The sequence below is a fragment of the Aquabacterium parvum genome, from assembly GCF_001447195.1.
In the GTDB taxonomy this organism is placed as follows: domain Bacteria; phylum Pseudomonadota; class Gammaproteobacteria; order Burkholderiales; family Burkholderiaceae_C; genus Aquabacterium; species Aquabacterium parvum.
Map to the genome: position 1 here is coordinate 36,890 of NZ_LFRI01000144.1, position 19,067 is coordinate 55,956.

Annotated in this window: 17 protein-coding genes; 10 read left to right on the plus strand and 7 right to left on the minus strand. The window is 67.6% G+C overall.

What is annotated here, in order from left to right; all coding sequences use genetic code 11:
* Positions 1 to 10: 10 nt before the first annotated feature.
* From ABG80_RS04710 to ubiA, 3 genes are read left to right on the plus strand one after another with little or no spacing between them, the layout of a single operon-like run.
* The gene (locus ABG80_RS04710; RefSeq protein WP_058086606.1) at positions 11 to 3,145 is read left to right on the plus strand and encodes an efflux RND transporter permease subunit; all 3,135 of its coding nucleotides are present in this window, start codon (positions 11 to 13) and stop codon (positions 3,143 to 3,145) included.
* Positions 3,138 to 4,799 (plus strand): TolC family protein, encoded by a 1,662-nt coding sequence (locus ABG80_RS04715; protein ID WP_083505820.1) that lies wholly within the window; start codon positions 3,138 to 3,140, stop codon positions 4,797 to 4,799. Before ABG80_RS04710 ends, ABG80_RS04715 begins: the two co-directional genes overlap by 8 nt.
* A 7-nt stretch (positions 4,800 to 4,806) precedes the next feature.
* Positions 4,807 to 5,703, plus strand: coding sequence for a 4-hydroxybenzoate octaprenyltransferase (ubiA, locus tag ABG80_RS04720; RefSeq protein ID WP_058086607.1), 897 nt, complete (start codon positions 4,807 to 4,809; stop codon positions 5,701 to 5,703).
* Between the two features lie 65 nt (positions 5,704 to 5,768).
* On the opposite strand, the gene proC is transcribed toward ubiA, so the two are convergent.
* Genes proC through ABG80_RS04740 form a run of 4 tightly spaced genes read right to left on the minus strand, consistent with a single transcriptional unit; the run spans position 5,769 to position 9,968 of the window.
* Complete coding sequence (gene proC / locus ABG80_RS04725) at positions 5,769 to 6,590, minus strand: pyrroline-5-carboxylate reductase (RefSeq protein ID WP_058086727.1); 822 nt, start codon at positions 6,588 to 6,590, stop codon at positions 5,769 to 5,771.
* An 8-nt stretch (positions 6,591 to 6,598) separates the two neighbouring features.
* The gene (locus ABG80_RS04730; RefSeq protein WP_058086608.1) at positions 6,599 to 8,518 is read right to left on the minus strand and encodes a hybrid sensor histidine kinase/response regulator; all 1,920 of its coding nucleotides are present in this window, start codon (positions 8,516 to 8,518) and stop codon (positions 6,599 to 6,601) included.
* Positions 8,515 to 9,243: a response regulator transcription factor gene (locus tag ABG80_RS04735; RefSeq protein ID WP_058086609.1), complete on the minus strand. Its 729-nt coding sequence runs from the start codon at positions 9,241 to 9,243 to the stop codon at positions 8,515 to 8,517. Before ABG80_RS04735 ends, ABG80_RS04730 begins: the two co-directional genes overlap by 4 nt.
* Positions 9,244 to 9,281: 38 nt before the next feature.
* The gene (locus ABG80_RS04740) at positions 9,282 to 9,968 is read right to left on the minus strand and encodes a YggS family pyridoxal phosphate-dependent enzyme (RefSeq protein ID WP_058086610.1); all 687 of its coding nucleotides are present in this window, start codon (positions 9,966 to 9,968) and stop codon (positions 9,282 to 9,284) included.
* 38 nt (positions 9,969 to 10,006) lie between these two features.
* Here ABG80_RS04740 and ABG80_RS04745 point away from each other — a divergent pair, with 38 nt between their 5' ends.
* From ABG80_RS04745 to ABG80_RS04760, 4 genes are read left to right on the plus strand one after another with little or no spacing between them, the layout of a single operon-like run.
* A complete protein-coding gene (locus ABG80_RS04745) occupies positions 10,007 to 11,050 on the plus strand; it encodes a type IV pilus twitching motility protein PilT (RefSeq protein WP_058086611.1) in 1,044 nt (347 codons plus the stop codon).
* 1 nt (position 11,051) lies between these two features.
* Complete coding sequence (locus ABG80_RS04750) at positions 11,052 to 11,699, plus strand: Crp/Fnr family transcriptional regulator (protein WP_058086612.1); 648 nt, start codon at positions 11,052 to 11,054, stop codon at positions 11,697 to 11,699.
* A 56-nt stretch (positions 11,700 to 11,755) separates the two neighbouring features.
* Positions 11,756 to 12,892, plus strand: coding sequence for a PilT/PilU family type 4a pilus ATPase (locus ABG80_RS04755; protein ID WP_058086613.1), 1,137 nt, complete (start codon positions 11,756 to 11,758; stop codon positions 12,890 to 12,892).
* A gap of 11 nt (positions 12,893 to 12,903) precedes the next feature.
* Positions 12,904 to 13,812: an NAD(P)-dependent oxidoreductase gene (locus ABG80_RS04760; protein WP_058086614.1), complete on the plus strand. Its 909-nt coding sequence runs from the start codon at positions 12,904 to 12,906 to the stop codon at positions 13,810 to 13,812.
* A gap of 84 nt (positions 13,813 to 13,896) precedes the next feature.
* Here ABG80_RS04760 and ABG80_RS04765 read toward each other — a convergent pair whose 3' ends face one another.
* The 3 genes from ABG80_RS04765 to ABG80_RS04775 all read right to left on the minus strand — a co-directional run bounded on the left by ABG80_RS04765 (position 13,897) and on the right by ABG80_RS04775 (position 15,647).
* Positions 13,897 to 14,562, minus strand: coding sequence for a BON domain-containing protein (locus ABG80_RS04765; protein ID WP_058086615.1), 666 nt, complete (start codon positions 14,560 to 14,562; stop codon positions 13,897 to 13,899).
* Positions 14,563 to 14,597: 35 nt separating this feature from the next.
* Positions 14,598 to 15,176, minus strand: a complete 579-nt coding sequence (locus tag ABG80_RS04770; protein ID WP_058086616.1) for an SIS domain-containing protein — start codon at positions 15,174 to 15,176, stop codon at positions 14,598 to 14,600.
* A 93-nt stretch (positions 15,177 to 15,269) separates the two neighbouring features.
* Positions 15,270 to 15,647 (minus strand): YraN family protein, encoded by a 378-nt coding sequence (locus ABG80_RS04775; RefSeq protein WP_058086728.1) that lies wholly within the window; start codon positions 15,645 to 15,647, stop codon positions 15,270 to 15,272.
* On the opposite strand from ABG80_RS04775, the gene rsmI reads away from it, so the two are divergent.
* The 3 genes from rsmI to ABG80_RS04790 all read left to right on the plus strand — a co-directional run bounded on the left by rsmI (position 15,631) and on the right by ABG80_RS04790 (position 18,916).
* On the plus strand, positions 15,631 to 16,551 hold the full coding sequence (rsmI, locus tag ABG80_RS04780) for a 16S rRNA (cytidine(1402)-2'-O)-methyltransferase (protein ID WP_058086617.1): 921 nt from the start codon (positions 15,631 to 15,633) through the stop codon (positions 16,549 to 16,551). The two genes, ABG80_RS04775 and rsmI, sit on opposite strands and share 17 nt — an antisense overlap.
* Positions 16,552 to 16,862: 311 nt before the next feature.
* Complete coding sequence (locus tag ABG80_RS04785; protein ID WP_058086618.1) at positions 16,863 to 17,807, plus strand: esterase/lipase family protein; 945 nt, start codon at positions 16,863 to 16,865, stop codon at positions 17,805 to 17,807.
* A 161-nt stretch (positions 17,808 to 17,968) separates the two neighbouring features.
* Complete coding sequence (locus ABG80_RS04790; RefSeq protein ID WP_058086619.1) at positions 17,969 to 18,916, plus strand: esterase/lipase family protein; 948 nt, start codon at positions 17,969 to 17,971, stop codon at positions 18,914 to 18,916.
* The last annotated feature ends 151 nt before the right edge of the window (positions 18,917 to 19,067 follow it).

The window sequence follows — 19,067 nt, forward strand, 5'->3', positions numbered from 1 at the left end:
GGGGCCCCGCATGGCACGTTTCTTCATCGAGCGCCCCATCTTCGCGTGGGTGATCGCGCTGTTCATCCTCGTCTTCGGCGGCGTGGCGATCACGCAGCTGCCGATCGCGCAGTACCCCAACGTGGCGCCGCCGGCCGTGGTCATCAGCGCCACCTACCCTGGTGCTTCAGCCCGCACGCTGGATGACGCCGTCGTCAGCGTGATCGAGCAGGAGCTCAACGGCGCGCCTGGCCTGGCCTACATGGAGTCGGTCAGCCAGGCCAACGGCACGGCGCAGATCACCGTCACCTTCGAGACCGGCACCAACATCGACCTGGCCCAGGTCGAGGTGCAGAACCGCCTCTCACGCGCCACGCCGCGCCTGCCTTCAGCGGTGACGCAGCAGGGCGTGAAGGTCGACAAGTCGCGCAGCAACTTCCTGATGTTCGTGATGCTGTCGTCGACCAACCCGGCCTACGACCCCATCGCGCTGGGCGATTACGCCTCGCGCAACGTCGTGCCCGAGATGCAGCGCGTGCCCGGCATTGGCCAGGCGCAGCTGTTCGGCACCGAGCGCGCCATGCGCATCTGGGTGGACCCGGCCAAGCTGGTGTCCTTCGGCCTGAGCGTGGCCGACGTCAACGCCGCCATCCGCGCACAGAACGCGCTGGTGCCCGCTGGCGGCATCGGCGAGCGCCCCAACCTGATCGACCAGACCATGTCGGCCACGGTCGTGGTCAGTGGGCAGTTCACCAAGGTCGAGCAGTTTGGCAACATCGTGCTGCGCGCCAAGGCCGACGGCGCCACGGTGCGCCTCAAGGACGTCGCCCGCATCGAGCTCGGCGCCCAGACCTATGGCACCTATGCGCGCCTGAACGGCAAACAAGCGGTGGGCATCGGCCTGCAGCTGTCGCCCTCCGGCAATGCCCTGGCCACCGCCGAAGCCGTGCGCAAGCGGCTCGACGAGTTGCGTCGCTACTTCCCCTCGGGCGTGGACTACTCCGTGCCCTACGACACCTCGGGCTTCATCGCCATCTCGATCGAGCAGGTGGTGCACACCCTCATCGAAGCCGTGGTGCTGGTGTTCCTGGTGATGTACCTGTTCCTGCAGAACATCCGCTACACCTTGATCCCGACGCTGGTGGTGCCCGTGGCGCTGCTGGGCACCTTCGGGGTGATGTCGGTGATGGGCTTTTCGATCAACGTGCTCACCATGTTCGGCATGGTGCTGGCGATCGGCATCCTGGTGGACGACGCCATCGTGGTGGTGGAGAACGTCGAGCGCATCATGGTGGAGGAGGGCCTGAGCCCGCTGGCCGCCACGCGCAAGGCCATGGGCCAGATCAGCGGTGCCATCGTGGGCATCACGGTGGTGCTGGTCTCGGTCTTCATCCCGATGGCTTTCTTCTCGGGCTCGGTGGGCAACATCTACCGGCAGTTCTCGCTGTCGATGGTGGCCTCGATGCTGTTCTCGGCCTTCCTGGCCCTGTCGCTCACGCCTGCACTGTGCGCCACGCTGCTCAAACCGGTGTCGCAAGACCACCACGAGAAGCGTGGCTTCTTCGGCTGGTTCAACCGTTTCTTCAAGTCGACCACGCATGGCTACGAAAGCTGGGCCGGCAAGCTGGTGCACCGCGGTGGCCGTGTGCTGCTGATCTACGTGGCCCTCATTGCGGTGGTGGGCTGGTTGTACGTGCGCATGCCGTCATCCTTCCTGCCCAGCGAAGACCAGGGCAACCTGATCGTCAACATCCAGCTGCCGCCGGGGGCCACGAACAACCGCACCGAGCAGGTCGTCAAGCAGGTCGAAGACTGGTTCCTCAAGCAGCCGCAAGTGCAGTCCATCGTCGGCGTGGTCGGTTTCAGCTTCTCGGGCACGGGCCAGAACGCGGCCTTGGGCTTTGTCACCTTGAAAGACTGGCATGAGCGCCCGGGTGAAGAGAACTCGGCGCAAGCCCTGGTGGGGCGTGCTTTCGCTGGCCTGGCCGGCATCCGCGATGCGTTCATCTTCCCGCTGAACCCGCCGGCCATCCGCGAGCTGGGCAATGCCACGGGCTTTGCCGTGCGCATCCAGGACCGCGCCGGCCTGGGCCCAGATGCCTTGCTGGCCGCGCGCAACCAGGTGCTGGGCATGGCCATGAAGAACCCGGTGCTCACCGGCGTGCGCCCTGATGGCCTGGAAGACGCGCCTCAGTTGCAGGTCGACATCGACCGCGACAAGGCCGCTGCGCTGGGTGTGGGCTTTGATGCCATCAGCACGGCGCTGGGCTCGTCCCTGGGCTCGGCGTATGTCAACGACTTCCCCAATGCCGGACGCATGCAGCGCGTGGTGGTGCAGGCCGATGCGAAAGACCGCATGCAGCCCGAGCAGATCCTGCAGATCAACGTGGTCAACGGCAGCGGCCAGAGCGTGCCCCTGTCGGCTTTCGCCAGCACGCGCTGGATCAAGGGCCAGATGCAGGCGGTGCGCTACAACGGCTACCCGGCCATGCGCATCTCGGGCGATGCGGCGCAGGGTTACTCCACCGGCCAGGCCATGGCCGAGATCGAGAAGATCGCGCAGCAGCTGCCACCGGGCATCGGCATCGAGTGGACGGGCCTGTCGCGTGAGGAAAAGCTCTCGGGCTCGCAGGCCACGATGCTGCTGGCCTTCTCGCTGCTGGCGGTGTTCCTGTGCCTGGCTGCGCTGTACGAGAGCTGGTCCATCCCGATGGCCGTGCTGCTGGTGGTGCCGCTGGGCATCTTCGGCGCCTTGGTCGGTGCGCTCATGGGCGCCATGCCCAACGACGTCTACTTCAAGGTCGGCCTGATCACGGTGATGGGCCTGTCGGCCAAGAACGCCATCCTGATCATCGAGTTCGCCAAGGAGCTGCAGGTAAAGGGCATGGGCCTGTACGAGGCCACGCTGCAGGCCTGCCACCTGCGTTTCCGCCCGATCATCATGACCTCGCTGGCCTTCATCCTGGGTGTGCTGCCCCTGGTGCTGGCCAATGGTGCCGGCTCGGCCGCCCAGCGCGCCATCGGCACCGGCGTGATGAGCGGCATGATTTCCGCTACGGTGCTGGCCGTGCTGTTCGTGCCGGTATTCTTCGTGGTCATCCGTCGATTTTTCCCTGGCAAGCCTGTGTCGAAAGACGCCGCTGACCTGGAGTCCAACCATGCCTGAGTCCCTGGTGCCCGTGGCGCCCACCGCTTCTGTTGCTTCGTTTGTCGATCGCCTGGCGGTTCGTCGCCTGATCAGCGCCGCTGCCGTGCTGGCGCTGGCGGGTTGCTCTTTGGCGCCCACCTACCAGCGGCCCGAGCTGCCGGTCCCGGCTGCCTTGCCGCAGGCTGCTGCAGCCTCGCAGCCAACGAACGCCTCGAGTGCCCAGGTGCAAGCCCCGGCCGTCGACATCGCCGCCGTGCCCTGGCGCGAGTACTTCCCTGACCCGCGCCTGCAGTCGCTGATCTGCGAGGCGCTGTCCCACAACCGCGATCTGCGTGTGGCCATCCTGACCATCGAAGCGCAGCGTGCGGCCTACCAGATCCAGGCCGCCGACCGCGTGCCCAATGTCAACGCCAGCATCAGCGGCACCCGACAGCCTTCGGCTGCGCCGCCTTATGCCTTGGGCACCCAGGTCACCGGCGGGCTGGTCATCCCCACTTTCGAGCTCGACCTGTTCGGCCGCGTGCGATCGCTGACTGAAGCCGCTTCTGCCCAGGTGCTGGCCTCCGAAGAGGCCCGCCGCGCCGCGCACATCAGCCTCGTGGCCGCCGTGGCCAACGCCTACTACACCGTGTGGGCCGACAGCTGGCAGCTGGCGCTGGCCGAGCAGACGCTGCAGACCCGCCAGGACGCGCTCAAGCTTTCCCAGCTCAAGTACGACAACGGCGTGCTCAACGAGCTGGACCTGCGCTCTTCGCAGTCCCAGGTTGAAGCCGCTCGCGTGGCCCGTGCCCAGGCCCAGCGCCTGCTCGCGCAGGACCAGCAGTCGCTGGCCGTGCTGGTGGGCAAGCCGGTGCCTGCCGAGTGGTTGCCACCCGCGCCTGCGTCGCTGGCCAAGGCCGCTGCGAGTGCCGCGCCTGCTGCGTCCGAGGCCCGCTCCGACGCCCGGCCAACCCGCAGCAAGGCGGCCGAGCAGTTCGTCGAAGCCAGCCTGTGGCCGGGCCTGAGCGAGTTGCCCGTGGGCCTGTCCTCCGGGGTGTTGCTGCAGCGCCCCGACGTGGCCCAGGCCGAGCAGGCACTGATCTCGGCCAACGCCAACATCGGTGCGGCGCGTGCTGCCCGTTTCCCGCGCATCGGCCTGACGGCCAGCGCCGGTGCCGTGAGCAACTCCTTGAGCGACCTGTTCACCGACGGCCGCTTTGCGTGGAGCTTCGGTGGCTCGCTGCTGGCACCCATCTTCGACGCCGGCCGCACCGCTGCCGGCGTGGACGCCGCCGTGGCCCGCCGCGACATCGCCATCGCACAGTACGACAAGGCCATCCAGTCGGCCTTCAAGGAAGTGGCCGATGCACTGGTGGCGCGCCAGACTTATGCCGAGCAGGCCGAGGCCCAGCTGGCGCAGGCCCAGGCCGAAGCCGCCCGCCTGAGCCTGTCGACCTTGCGCTACGACACTGGCGTGGCCAGCCAGCTCGATTTGCTCGACGCCCAACGTGCGCTGTTCGCGGCGCAGCAGGCCCACATCCAGGCGCAGCTGGCGCGCCAGCAGGCGCACATCAGTGTCTACAAGGCGCTGGGTGGCGGCTGGGTGGAAGGGCAGGGCCAGGCCAAGCCTGGCGAGTCCTCGAGCACACAGCCCGCGACGCAAGTGGCCCAGGGCCAGGCGGTCGCCCGATAATCTCGGCGTGAACACGAGCACCCTGACCTGGCGCGAGCGCGGCTCGCTGTACCTCGACCTGATCCGCTGGAACCGCCCGCAGGGCTGGTTGCTGCTGCTGTGGCCCACGTGGATGGCGCTGTGGCTGGCGGCAGGCGGCTTTCCCGGCTGGCACCTGCTGGCCGTCTTCACGCTGGGCACCATCCTCATGCGCAGCGCTGGTTGCGCCGTCAACGACGTGGCCGACCGCGACTTCGACCGCCATGTCGAGCGCACGGCGCAGCGTCCGGTCACCAGCGGCCGCATCTCGGTCAAAGAGTCTTTGGCGGTGGGCGCGGCGCTGGCGCTGGTGTCTTTCGCGCTGGTGCTCACCACCAACTGGCAGACCATCGCCATGTCCTTCGGGGCGCTGGCGGTGACCATCGTCTACCCATTCACCAAGCGCTTTTTCTCGATGCCGCAGGCCGTGCTGGGCGTGGCCTTCAGCTTCGGCATCCCCATGGCCTTCACGGCGGTGCAGGGCAGCGTGCCGTCCGCCGTGTGGTGGATCGTGCTGGGCAACCTCGCCTGGGTGCTGGCCTACGACACCGAGTACGCCATGGTCGATCGCAACGACGACCTCAAGATCGGCATGCGCACCTCGGCGATCACCTTGGGCCGCTTTGATGTGGCCGGTGTGATGGCTTTCTACGCGATCTGCGTGGGGTGCTGGTGGCAGGCGGGCCAGGCCTTCGGCCGTGGTTGGGTGTTCGACGCCTCGCTGATGTTGGCCGCTGCCCAGGCGCTGTGGCATTTCAAGCTGATCCGCCACCGCGAGCGCATGTCGTGCTTTCAGGCTTTTCGCCTGAACCACTGGTTGGGGATGACCGTGTGGCTGGGCGTGGCGCTGGACGCGGCCCCGGCGAGCCACTGGGCCACCACCTGAGCCACCCCTGAGCTGGCCACGCGGTCAATGAGCGAGCCGCAGCGGCCGGGGTGGCCGGGGTGCGCTCAGCGACCGAACTCGTCGCCCAACTCGCCCGCGCGGCGTTGTGCTGCACGCATCGCGGCCACGAACGCGGCTTTGACGCCCGCTGCCTCCATCGAGGTCAGCGCCGCGTGCGTGGTGCCACCCTTTGACGTCACCCGCTCGCGCAGCGTGGCCGGGCTGTCGGTGGATTGCGCAGCCAGCGACGTGGCACCGCCGAAGGTGGCCAGCGCCAGTTGGCGCCCTTGCTCGGCGCTCAGCTCCATGTCCTCGGCGGCTTGCACCATCGCTTCGATGAAATAGAACACGTAGGCCGGGCCGGAGCCCGACAGCGCCGTCACCGCGTCCAGGTCGGCCTCGCGCTCGACCCACACGTGCTGACCGGTGGGCTCGATCATCTTGGCGATGTCGGCCTTTTCATTGGTGGTCACCTCGGGGCGGGCGAACACGCCGGTCACGCCCTGGCCGACCAGGGCCGGCGTGTTGGGCATGGCGCGCACGATGCGTGGCGTGCCCAGCAGGCGGGCCATGTCGTCGGTGCGCAGGCCGGCCATCACGCTGTAGTGCAGGGCCTTTGGGCACGCTGCTGCGCAAGCGGCCGCCGCTTCCTTGAACTGCTGGGGCTTGACGGCCCACACCACGGTGCGCGCTTGTGACAGGGCGGTGTCGGGCCCCGCGGCGGTCTGCACGCCCAGCGAGGTTTGCAAGCGCTCGCGCTGTTCGGCCACCGGGTCGATGACGAGGATGCTGGCGGCGGCGCGGCCCTGGCGCAACAGTCCGCCGATGATGGCGGTGGCCATGTTGCCGCCGCCGATGAAGGCGATGTCGATGGATGGGGAGTTCATGGCCGAGATCATGCCGCATCCATCGAGGCGCTGGCGGTGGCTTCGGTGAGCAGCGCGATCAGGCCCTCCGCGTCGATGGGCTTGCTCACCAACTGCACACCGGCTTGGGCAGCGTCTTCGGTCAGGCCGGCGGGCATCTCGCCCGTCAACAACAGGGCGGGCAAGTCTTCACCGAATTCGTAGCGCAATTGCCCCAGCACCTGCAGGCCGGTGACGTCCAGCCCCAGGCGGTGGTCGCTGACCAGGGCCACAGGCATCTCGCCGTCGATGAGGCGGCCGTCGTCCTGCATGGCGGCCATCTCGGCCATGGCCCCATCGGGATGGGCCGCAGCGGCCACCTGCCAGCCGGCCTGGCGCAGCACGAGGGCGGTGCTCTCGCGCACCTGGGGGTCGTCCTCGATCAGCAGGACCAGGCCCAGGCCGCTGCGCGTTGGCACCTCGGGCGCAGCGGCCTTCGGTGGCAAGTTGTGTCCGTCCGTGGCAACCGCTTCAGCGATGGTGAGGCGGTCCGCGTGCTGGCTGTTGAATGGGTTGGACGTGTCGTTCGGCGCCTCGGTTGGCGTGGCTGGCACCAGTCGCGGCAGCCGCACGCTGAAGCAGGTGCCTTGACCGGGCCGCGACAGCACGCGCACCGGTGTTGGCCCGAGCATGCTGAGCCGGCGAACCACGGCCAGGCCCAGGCCCAGGCCCTCGCTGCTCAGGCGGCCGTCGTTGTGCGCCTGAAAGTAGTCGTCGAAGATGCGGTGGCGGTACTGCCTGGGGATGCCCACCCCCGTGTCCCACACCTGGCAGATCACCCAGGGCCCGCGCTTGCGCGCCCGCAGCCTCACCTCGCCCGACTCGGTGTAGCGCACGGCGTTGTTGAGCAGGTTGCGCAGGATGCGATCGAGCACATGGTCATCGGCTTGAGCCCATTCGGTGGTGGGCTCGAGGCGCCAGCGCAGGCCCTTGCTCTGGCACAGCACGGAGAACTCGCTGTCCAGCCTTTGCCACAGGTCAGACAGGGGCAAGGCGGCGGCGCGGTAGTCCACGCGTTGTGCGTCGATGCGGGCCACGAAGAACATCTTCTCGAACATGCTGCCCAGCGAGCCCAGCGAGGTCTGCAGCTTGCGCAGCAGGTCCAGGCCCTCGGCACCCTGGATGGCAGGCTTGAGCGCGCTGCTCAGCAGCATCATCACGTGCAGGGGCTGGCGCAGGTCGTGGCTGGCGGCCGCGAAGAACTCGCCCTTTTGCCGGTCGGCCGCTTCGGCGCGGGCCTTGGCCTGCGTCACCTTGTTGATCTCGTCGCGCAACTGCAGCACCAGGCCGGCGTTTTCGTGGCGCAGCAGCACGGCCTCGCGCAGGCGACGGTTGACGCCCAGGGCCACGCCCTTGCAGGTGAGCAAGGCGGCGATCAGCACCAGGGCGAGAAAGCGCGAGCTGTCGCTGCCGTCCATCAGCAGCCGGCCGGCCACCAGCAGCAGCACGGGCACGCTGCCCGCGAAGGCCACGGCCCAGTCGTGGATGGTCACCAGCATGATGGTGAAGCCGTAGACGATGGCCGCCGTCACGATGGCCATGCGCCACTCGCTGCCCGACACGCCCAGCAAAGCGATGGCGATCAGGCCCCACAGCGAGCCTTCGAGGATGTGCCAGGTCAGCAGCCGCGTGCGCCAGGTGCCGTAGCCGGATTCGGTGATGCCGAAGCGGTTGAACTCGCGCACTTGCAGCACGACCACGCTCCAGACGATGAGCAGGCCGAACGCCGGCACCGCCCAGCGCCAGTGCGGCATGTGCCAGCCGTGCACCATCCAGCCCAGCAGCATGAGGCCGGTGAACTGGCCGATGAGCGAGCCGGGTGAGTGGCGCCAGCTGTCATGCAACAGCTGCAGGTCGATCCGCGCCTCGATTGGCGACAGCCCCCTGAGTGACCGTCGCAGGAGGCTCACGCCAGGGCTTTCCTCGGGCCGGTGTCGAGGCCACCGCCACCTGACTCAGCCGCTGCGGCGGGCGCTGCGGCCTGCGGGCTGCGCGAGCACAGCAGAACCAGTTGGGTGCGGCTGTGCACGCCATAGGCACGGAAGATGGCGCTGACGTGCAGCTTCACGGTTTCCGCGCTGATGCCCAGGGCCGACGCGATGGCGTGGTTGGTGCAGCCCTTGAGCAGCCACTCCAGCACGTCCTTCTGACGCGGTGTCAGGCGGATGGTGCGGCGGGCGGTCTCGTCGTCGGGCGTCGGGAAGTCCACCTCGCTGGGGGAGAGCAACTCCGAGGGGAAATGCAGGCGACCGTCGACCAGGGCCTGCAGGGCGCTGGTGAAGCCGTCGATCTCGGCGAGCTTGGGGATGAAGCACGACGCGCCGTGGTGGATGCACTCCAGCGCGATCTGCACGTCGGCGTGGCCGGTGATGATGCCAATGCGTTGTGTGGGCGCGGCCTGGCGCACCGTCTGCAGCGTGGCGATGCCGCGGCTGTCGGGCAGACCCAGGTCGAGCAGCACCACGTCGATGGGCTCCGCAGACTTGTCGTCGATGCGCGCCAGGGCGGTCGCCAGCGAATTGGCCTGCGAGAAGCGTGCGGAGGGATCCAGGCTGCGGATGGCCTGCATCATGCCTTCACGGATCAGGCTGTGGTCATCGACCAGCAGGTAGTGGGAGGGGCGAGGTGCGTCCATGACGGGTCTCTTTTTCAGTCGCCCATCTTAAGTGGCTCTCAGCGTTGTCCGAATAGGGCTGTTCCCACCCTCACCATGGTGGAGCCCTGCGCCACGGCGGCTTCCAGGTCGGCGCTCATGCCCATCGACAAGGTATCCAAGGGAAGACCCTGAGAACGCAGGCGCTCATAGGCGACACGCACCTGCGCCAGTTGGCGGTTTTGCTCGACGGGGTCGCCGGTGGGGGCGGGCAGGGCCATGACCCCGCGCAGGCGCAACCGAGGCAGGGCGGCCACAGCGCGGGCCAGGTCCAGCGCTTCATCGGGCGAGGCGCCGCTCTTGCTGTCTTCGCCGCTGGTGTTGACCTGGACGCAAACCTGCAACGGGGGCAGGTGCGCCGGCCGCTGGTCGCTCAGGCGCTGGGCGATCTTGAGACGATCGACCGTGTGCACCCAGTCGAAGTGCTCGGCCACGGGGCGCGTTTTGTTGCTCTGGATGGGGCCGATCATGTGCCACTCGATCTGCCCTCGCAGGTCGGCGAGCTCGGCCATCTTGTCCAGGGCCTCCTGGACGTAGTTCTCACCAAATCGGTGCTGACCCGCTGCCACCGCCTCGCGCACGGTTACCGCTGGAAACGTCTTGCTCACCGCCAGCAGGTCCACACAGCCCTCGGGGCGTGCGGTTTGGGAAACAGCGGCGTGAATCCTGCCCCGAACGAGTTGTAGCTTCTCCGAGATCGTCGCCATAATGGTTCTTCACACGTCGTATCAAACCCGCATCATCCATGGATATCACCCAGCTGCTCGCGTTCTCGGTCAAGAACAAGGCATCCGACCTCCACTTGTCTGCGGGTCTGCCACCCATGATCCGCGTCCACGGTGACGTGCGCCGCATCAACGTCGATGCGCTGGACCACAAGCAGGTCCACGACATGGTGTACGACATCATGAACGACATGCAGCGCAAGCACTACGAGGAGACGCTGGAGTGCGACTTCTCGTTCGAGATCCAGGGGCTGGCGCGTTTCCGGGTCAACGCCTTCAACCAGAACCGAGGTGCGGGCGCCGTCTTCCGGACGATTCCTTCCAAGATCCTGACGCTGGAGCAGCTCAACGCGCCCAAGGTGTTCCAGGACCTGGCCCTCAAACCCCGAGGCCTGGTGCTGGTCACCGGTCCCACCGGCTCGGGCAAGTCGACCACGCTGGCCGGCATGGTCAACCACTTGAACGAGACCGAGTACGGCCACATCCTGACGGTGGAAGACCCGATCGAATTCGTGCACGACTCCAAGAAGTGCCTGATCAACCAGCGTGAAGTGGGCCCGCACACCCTGAGCTTTGCCAACGCCCTGCGCTCGGCGCTGCGCGAAGACCCGGACGCCATCCTCGTGGGCGAAATGCGTGACCTGGAAACCATCCGCCTGGCGCTGACCGCGGCTGAAACGGGCCACTTGGTGTTCGGTACCTTGCACACCTCCAGCGCCGCCAAGACCATCGACCGGATCGTCGACGTCTTCCCCGCTGCCGAAAAGGACATGGTCCGCGCCATGCTGTCGGAGTCGCTGCAGGCCGTCATCTCTCAGACGCTGTGCAAGACCAAGGACGGCAACGGCCGCGTGGCCGCGCACGAGATCATGATCGGCACGCCCGCCATCCGCAACCTGATCCGCGAAAACAAGATCGCCCAGATGTACTCCTCGATCCAGACCGGCAACGCCATGGGCATGCAGACGCTCGACCAGAACCTCTCCGACCTCGTGCGCCGCAACGTGATCTCGCCCGCCGAGGCCCGTGCCAAGGCCAAGATCCCCGAGAACTTCCCGGGCTGACATGAAGCGCTTTCTTGATCGTTTTGTCGGCGGCCCCCGCAACCCGGGCGCCGACACCCCGGCCGAAGCCGATGACGAAGGCTTCTTCGCCACGCAGTTCATGGAGCGGCCGGAAGACTTCCGCTCCACCTCCGCCTGGAATGCCCGTGGCCTGGCCGTGGGCGCCCACGGGCTCGACCCCGAAACCGGCCTCAAGCTGCTGATCAAGTCCTGGGGACAGGACGCCCTCATGGCTTCGCTGTCGGAAGACGACCAGCGCAAACTGCTCGAACACCTGGACTTCGTCACCGTGCCGCCTGGGCGCGAGCTCATCGCGCAAGACGAGAAGGGCGACTACGCCCTGATCGTGCTCGAAGGCCTGGTGGCCGTGGACCGCGTGCAGCCCACCGGCGCGCGCGCCCGCCTGGCCGAGGCCCGCGAGGGCGATGTGCTCGGCGAGATGTCGCTGCTCGACGCCGGCGCGCGCTTCGCATCGTGTGTGACGCTCAGCCGGGTCTCGCTGGCCGTGGTCACCGCCAGCGCGCTGGACGAGCTCGCCATCGAAGAGCCCAGGCTGGGCATGGCGCTGATGGCCTCGGTCGCGCGCAGGTTGTCGCTGCGCATGCGTCAGCTCAGCGCCCGGCTTGGCGCCCTGCTGACGGCCGGCTGAAGCGTCAGCGCACCCCCACGCAACACACACCAGAACCCACCACAGGCAGACACCTCATGGAACGCGATCAGGCCTCGAAATTCATCAACGACCTCCTGCGCCTGATGGTTTCGCGCGGCGGCTCCGACCTGTTCCTGACGGCCGAGTTCCCGCCGGCCATCAAGGTCGACGGCAAGGTCACCAAGGTCTCGCCCCAGCCGCTCACGCCGCAGCACACGCTGGCGCTGGCCCGCTCGGTCATGAACGACAAGCAGGCCGCCGAGTTCGAGCGCACCAAGGAGTGCAACTTCGCCATCTCGCCCGGTGGCGTGGGCCGCTTCCGCGTCAACGCCTTCGTGCAGCAGGGCCACGTGGGACTGGTCATGCGCGTGATCCCTCAAATCATCCCGACCATCGACAGCATGGGCCTGCCCCAGGTGCTCAAGGACGTGGTCATGACCAAGCGCGGCCTGGTGATCCTGGTGGGCGCCACCGGCTCGGGCAAGTCGACCACGCTGGCGGCCATGGTCGACCACCGCAACGAAAACTCGCACGGCCACATCATCACGCTGGAAGACCCGGTCGAGTTCGTGCACCCGCACAAGAACTGCATCGTCACCCAGCGCGAGATCGGCATCGACACCGACGGCTGGGAGATCGCGCTCAAGAACACCCTGCGCCAGGCCCCCGACGTCATCCTGATGGGTGAAATCCGCGACCGCGAGGCCATGGAGCACGCCGTGCAGTTCGCCGAAACCGGCCACCTGTGCATGGCCACGCTGCACGCCAACAGCGCCAACCAGGCGCTCGACCGCATCATCAACTTCTTCCCCGAAGAGCGCCGCCCGCAACTGCTGATGGACCTCTCGCTGAACCTCAAGTCGTTGGTGTCCCAGCGCCTGATGCCCCGCCAGGCCGGCAAGGGCCGGGTGGCCGCAGTCGAGATCCTGCTCAACACGCCCCTGATCGCCGACATGATCTTCAAGGGCGAGGTCGGCGAGATCAAGGAGATCATGAAGAAGTCGCGCGAGCTGGGCATGCAGACCTTCGACCAGGCTCTGTATGACCTCTTCGAGGGCAACGACATCACCTACGAAGACGCGCTGCGCAACGCCGACTCGGTCAACGACCTGCGCCTGCAGATCAAGCTCAACAGCCAGCGCGCGCGCAACCAGGACCTGGGCGCGGGCACCGAGCACATGCACATCGTCTGAAGGCCCGCGGCATGACCTTGGCCAACAAGACCTACGAGCCCACCGAGGCTCGCCGCGTGGCCTTCATCGGCCTGGGCACCATGGGGGCACCGATGGCCGCGCACCTGGGGCGCGCCGGCCACGACGTCACCGTCTACAACCGCACCACCGCCAAGGCCGAGGCCTGGGTGGCCGAGCACGGTGGCCGCTTTGCCGCCACGCCACTCGAAGCCGTGAAGCTGGGGCAGGGCGCCGACATCGTCTTCACCTGCGTGGGCAACGACGACGACCTGCGCCAGGTCTGCTGCGGTGAACAAGGTGTGTTGCGCGGTCTCAAGCCTGGCGCCTTTATCGTCGACCACACCACCACCTCGGCCGAGGTGGCCCGCGAGATCGCTGCGCGCGCCGCGCAGCAGGGCGTGGCCTTCATCGACGCGCCCGTCTCGGGTGGCAACCTGGGCGCGCTCAATGGGGTGCTCACGGTGATGTGTGGGGGTGACCCGGTGGCGTTCGATCAGGTCAAGCCGGTCATCGCCGCGTTCGCGCGCGCCGTGACCCACCTGGGCGACAGCGGCTCGGGCCAGCTCGCCAAGATGGTCAACCAGGTTTGCGTCGGCGGCCTGCTGCAAGGCCTGGCCGAAGCCCTGGCCTTCGGCGAGAAAGCCGGTCTGGACATGCCGCGCGTGCTCGAGGTCATCTCGCAGGGCGCGGCCAGCAGCTGGCAGATGGTCAACCGGGGGCCGACGATGGTCCGCGATGAATTCGACTTCGGCTTCGCCGTCGACTGGATGCGCAAGGACCTGGGCCTGGTGCTCGACGAGGCCCGCCGCGTGGGCGCGCGCGTGCCCACCACGGCCCTGATCGACCAGTTCTACGCCGATGTGCAAGCCATGGGCGGTGGCCGGCAGGACACCTCCAGCCTGATCCGCCGCTTGCGCTGACAAGCCGGGGGCGACGGCGGGTGAGCTCACCAACGCGGGGGAGCGCCGGAAGCCGTCCGGGCTCGAGGACCGGGCCCTGTTCGCTCAGTTGCTGTTGACAGTGCCGCTGCCGTTCGCCGGCTGACGCGGCAGCTTGTTGGCCAACTCGTCTTCGGTGATCACCTCAAAGGCCTTGACCACTTTTTTGACGCCCGGGATGCTGGCGGTGAGCTCGGCCGCGCGGTTGGCTTCGCGCTCGGTGACCAGGCCCATCAGGTAGACCTCGCCGCGGTCGACCACGATGTCGAAGGCGTTGCTCATCAGGTCGCGTGCGTCGACCAGGGTGGCGCGCACCTTGCCGGCCAGCAGCACGTCGCTGGAGCGCGTGCTGAGCGAAGCGACCGGGCCCACCTGCAGCTGGTTGATGACCTTGACGACGTTTTCGACTCGGGCGGCGGCTTGCTCCGCTGCGGCGCGGTCGGCGTCGGAGTCGACCTCGCCAGTCAGCAGCACGGTGCGGTTGTAGGCGTTGACGTTGACCCGGCCGCGGCCACCCAGCGTGTCACGCAGGCGGCTGCCGGCCTTGAGCTGGATGCCCTGGTCCTCGACCTGCATGCCGGAGGTGCGGCGGTCGGTGGCGACGAAGGCGCTGGCGGCGGCACCACCGAGCATCAGCGGTGCGCAAGCGCTCAGGGTGGTGGCGCCCAGGGCGGCCACCAAAGCGGCCAGTGCCAGTCGATGGGCGGTGCGGCGAGAAAGTTGGCGGGTCATCGAGCGTGTCTCCGGCAGGGGTGTCAGGGATGGCCTCAGGCGGCCTCTCCCAGCAGTTGGTTGTCGACGGTGGCGCACAGCGCGTGCAGGGCCAGCCAGCCGATGGCGAAAAGCGTGGACGGTTGGGTGCCGGGCAGAGGCACCCAGACATCGGTGTCGCGAAGCAGGGGGCCCAGCACGCTCGCGGCCTCGCCTGTGAACGCCACCAGGGTCATGTCCTGCTCGCTGGCGGCTTCGCTGGCGGCTTTCAGGTCGGCCTCGTTGCGCTCCATCGAGAAGGCCAGCCACAGGTCGCCGGGGTGCCCCAGCGCGCGCACTTGCTGCGTCAGCGTGGGCTGGCCCGCGTGGGAGGGAGGCGACAGGGCCTGCGCGGCCAGGGGCGGGCGATCGCGCCCGGTGCCACAGATCAGCAGCTGTGCCGCTTGCTGCGCCAGCCAGGCGGCCTCGCCTTCACCGGCGCACAGCACCCGGCCACCCGTGGTGATCGTGTGCAGGACGGCTTGGGCCGCGTAATGGAGCTGTTGCGCCAGCCGCTCCGAGGACTGGTAGAGCCAGTCAGCGGTCTCCAGCAGGGGCTGCTGCAGCTGCGGAGACTGATAGGACGTGTCCGACATGCGGGCAATGATAAGCCAGGGGGCCGGGTCAACCCGCGATCAGCAGGTGAACACAAGTAAACGAGGCTGCCCTGCCTGCCATCTCCACGCCCATCAGCTGGCGTCGAACGCCGCCTGCAACCAAGTCAACTCAACCCCATCGATCGCCACCACGTCAAAGCGGCAAGGGGGCCACACGCTCAGCTGCTGCAGGTAGAACCTGGCCCCCAGGATGCAGCGCCGCTGTTTGCCGCGGGTGACTGACGCCGCCGCACCACCGTGCTCGCCATCGGCGCGCTGGCGCACTTCGACGAACACCAGCGTGCCGTCGCGATCGCGCATGATGAGGTCCACCTCGGCGCCGCGCGCACCGGGGCCCCGCGCGACCCGATAATTGCGCTCCACCAACGCCAGGCCTTGCTGCTGCAGGTAGAGCAAGGCGCGTTCCTCTCCTTCATCGCCCCGGGATTTTGTCGTGACCCTCGATGTCAATTTGCTGCTCCAGGCGGCACAACAGGTGGCCGGCAGCCAGCAGTATCCCAAAGGGGCGCTCTACCTCGTGCCCACGCCGATCGGCAACCTGGCTGACCTGAGCCTGCGCGCCGTGCACGTGCTGGCCCTGGTTGATGCCGTGGCCTGCGAAGACACCCGCGTCAGCGGCGGCCTGCTGCGCCACCTTGGCCTGGACAAGCAACTGATCGCGCTGCACCAGCACAACGAGCAGGCGGTGGCCGGCCAGGTCGTTGCGCGCCTGCAGGCGGGTGAGCGCATCGCCTACGTCAGCGACGCCGGCACGCCGGGTGTTTCCGACCCTGGGGCGCACCTGGTGGCGGCGGTGCAGGCGGCCGGCTTGCCCGTCACGCCCCTGCCAGGGCCGAGCAGCGTCACCACCGCGCTGAGCGCCTCGGGCGACGCCGCTGCGCACGGTTTTTTGTTCGAGGGCTTCCTGCCCGCCAAGGGCGCTGCGCGCCTGAGCCGCCTGCGCGAGGTGCTGGGGCAGGCGCACAGCACCGTGCTCTTCGAGGCGCCCCATCGCATCGAGGCGCTGGCCGACGAGTTGAGCCAGGTCCTGCCCGAGGGGCGCCTGACCCTGTGCCGCGAACTCAGCAAGCAGTTCGAAACCATCGCGACCTTGCCGATCGCCGAGTTGCCGCGCTGGCTGAAGGCAGACGCCAACCGCTTGCGCGGCGAGTTCGTGCTCGTCGTGCACGCCCGCCCGACGTCGGATGACGCGCCGGGCCTGTCCCCGCAAGTCGAGGCGCTGCTGGCCGAGCTGGTGTCCCACGTGCCGGTCAAGCAGGCCGCTGCCCTGGTGGCCGATGTGCTGGGTCTGCCGCGCAAGGCCCTCTACGACGACGCCCTGCGCCTGCGTCAGGCGCGAGACGCCACCGATTGAGCCCCCACCCCGCCTGGCTACCCCGATCAGGTGATCTGCTGCAACCGCACACCTGTTTTGGGTGGGGCTTGGCCTGGGCGCGTCGCGAATCCTTCCGGATGTGGCCCGCGTTCGGGCGCTGACACCCCGTGACCGAGGGGGGGCGGCGCTTTTCTGCGCCGATCTGCCGCTAACCCACCATGGGGAGAGTGCTTTCCCCTTGCCGAGGGTATGCCCGAAATTTAACGGTTTGCGTTGTTTGGATACTGACTCCGTCTGCACTGCAGCCCGTCCAACCACCTGCCCGAGCGCAGGCATCAAAGGAGTTCAGCATGATTTCCAAGTTCGCTCTCAAGGCCGTTTGCGTCGCTGCCGTGGCAGGTGCCGCTTTCGTTGCCCCCGCCGCCCACGCAGGCACCACCGCCAAGACCAAGCACCCGATCGTGCTGGTCCACGGCTTCATCGGTTTCGACAACATCCTGGGCGCCGTCAACTACTTCTACGACATCCCCGGCAACCTGCGCAAAGAAGGCGCCACCGTCTACGTGGCCTCGGTCAACCCCTCGCAGACCACCGAATTCCGTGGCGAAGAGCTCATCCAGCAGATGAAGCAATGGGCCGCCAAGGACGGCGTCAAGAAGTTCAACCTGATCGGTCACAGCCACGGCGGCCCCACCGTGCGTTACGCCGCTGGCACCGTGCCCGGCATGGTCGCTTCCATCACCACGATGGCAGGCACCCACTTCGGCTCCAAGGTGGCCGATGACCTAGCCCCCACCTTCTCCGAAGGCAGCACCCTCGACAGCCTGGCCACCAGCGGCCTGAAGCTGATCTCCTGGCTGACCGGCAACAAGACCACCGACAGCACCAACCTGCAGGCCGCTCTCTCCTCGCTGTCGACCGAAGGCTCGGCTGCGTTCAACGCCAAGTTCCCGGCTGGCGCCCCCACCACCCCGTGCGGTGAAGGCCCGGAAGTGGCCAGCGTCGCCGGCAACAGCATCCGTTGGTACTCGGCCTCGGGCACCGCCGTCAAGACCAATGGCTGGGACATCTCCGACCTGATCCTGGCAGGCACCGCGTCCTACTTCGGCACCGAAGAAAACGATGGCCTCGTCAGCCGCTGCTCCAGCCGCTGGGGCAAGGTCCTCAAGGACAACTACGCCTGGAACCACCTCGACGAGGTCAACCAGGTGCTGGGCACCATCGGCAAGAACGCCCCGAGCCCCGTGGCGTTCTACCAGCAACAAGCCAGTCGCCTGAAGCTGGCTGGCCTGTGACGAGGCCCCAGCCCCGAACCTGATCGCGGGCTGACCTCACCTCTGCGTCCCGGGCCTTCCTCCGGGGCGCTTTCTCCCTCCTCCTCTTGGCGATGCCAAGCCCTTTTCCGGGCCGGCACGGTCGGGGCTTGCTCGCCTTTTTTCTCACCCCTGGAGACAACATGAAAATCCAAACTTCTCTCAAGGCCGTCTGCGCAGCCGCCGTCATGGCTGGCGTCGCCCTGACCGCCCCGGCTGCCCACGCTGGCACCCAAGCCAAGACCAAGTACCCCATCGTGCTGGTCCACGGCTTCATCGGCTTCGACAACATCCTCGGCGCCGTCAATTACTTCTACAACATCCCCGGCACCCTGCGCGACGAAGGCGCCACCGTCTACGTGGCCTCGGTCAACCCCTCGCAGACCACCGAATTCCGTGGCGAAGAGCTCATCCAGCAGATGAAGCAATGGGCCGCCAAGGACGGCGTCAAGAAGTTCAACCTGATCGGCCACAGCCACGGCGGCCCGACCGTGCGCTACGCCGCCGGCACCTTGCCCGGCATGGTTGCATCGGTCAGCACCATGGCAGGCACGCATTTCGGCTCCAAAGTCGCCGACGACATCCTGGCCAACACCACCCCCGGTGGCGGCTTCGACCAGGCTGCCACGGCAGGCCTGAAGCTGATCTCCTGGCTGACCGGCAACAAGACCACCAGCGAAACCGACCTGCTGACCGCCCTCAACGCCCTGAGCTCGGCCGGTGCCGCCAAGTTCAACGCCAAGTTCCCAGCTGGCGCCCCGACCACCACCTGCGGCGTCGGTCCGGACAAGGCCACCATTTCTGGCAACAGCATCCGCTTCTACTCGTTCTCGGGCACCTCGGTGAAGACCAATGCCTGGGACGTGTCGGACGCCATCCTGGCCTACACGGGTGACTACTTCAAGGGCGAGCCCAACGACGGCCTGGTGGGCCGCTGCTCCAGCCACTGGGGCAAGGTCATCAAGGACAACTACACCTGGAACCACCTGGATGAAATCAACCAGGTCCTGGGTACCATTGGCAAGGACTCGCCCGATCCCGTGGCCTTCTACGTCCAGCACGCCAACCGCCTGAAGTGGGCCTTCCTGTGATGTGAGCCACGCTCGCCAACCGGCGAGCCAGGGCGGCCCAGGCCTCACGAGGGCCTCGGCCGCCTTTGTTGTACCGGCCCCCGTGCCGATTTCCAGAAGATGCAGGCCTGAACGTCAGGCCGCTGTCACCCGCTTCCGAGGCGGGTGAGCC

Bases quoted from the DNA above. Each gene is read 5' to 3' on its own strand.
- ABG80_RS04755 (WP_058086613.1), top strand. From the start codon at position 11,756: ATGGAACGCGATCAGGCCTCGAAATTCATCAACGACCTCCTGCGCCTG.
- ABG80_RS04740 (WP_058086610.1), bottom strand. From the start codon at position 9,968: ATGGCGACGATCTCGGAGAAGCTACAACTCGTTCGGGGCAGGATTCAC.
- ABG80_RS04770 (WP_058086616.1), bottom strand. From the start codon at position 15,176: ATGTCGGACACGTCCTATCAGTCTCCGCAGCTGCAGCAGCCCCTGCTG.
- ABG80_RS04710 (WP_058086606.1), top strand. From the start codon at position 11: ATGGCACGTTTCTTCATCGAGCGCCCCATCTTCGCGTGGGTGATCGCG.
- ABG80_RS04715 (WP_083505820.1), top strand. From the start codon at position 3,138: ATGCCTGAGTCCCTGGTGCCCGTGGCGCCCACCGCTTCTGTTGCTTCG.
- ABG80_RS04790 (WP_058086619.1), top strand. From the start codon at position 17,969: ATGAAAATCCAAACTTCTCTCAAGGCCGTCTGCGCAGCCGCCGTCATG.
- proC (WP_058086727.1), bottom strand. From the start codon at position 6,590: ATGAACTCCCCATCCATCGACATCGCCTTCATCGGCGGCGGCAACATG.
- ABG80_RS04760 (WP_058086614.1), top strand. From the start codon at position 12,904: ATGACCTTGGCCAACAAGACCTACGAGCCCACCGAGGCTCGCCGCGTG.
- ABG80_RS04735 (WP_058086609.1), bottom strand. From the start codon at position 9,243: ATGGACGCACCTCGCCCCTCCCACTACCTGCTGGTCGATGACCACAGC.
- ABG80_RS04750 (WP_058086612.1), top strand. From the start codon at position 11,052: ATGAAGCGCTTTCTTGATCGTTTTGTCGGCGGCCCCCGCAACCCGGGC.
- ABG80_RS04765 (WP_058086615.1), bottom strand. From the start codon at position 14,562: ATGACCCGCCAACTTTCTCGCCGCACCGCCCATCGACTGGCACTGGCC.
- ABG80_RS04785 (WP_058086618.1), top strand. From the start codon at position 16,863: ATGATTTCCAAGTTCGCTCTCAAGGCCGTTTGCGTCGCTGCCGTGGCA.
- ABG80_RS04745 (WP_058086611.1), top strand. From the start codon at position 10,007: ATGGATATCACCCAGCTGCTCGCGTTCTCGGTCAAGAACAAGGCATCC.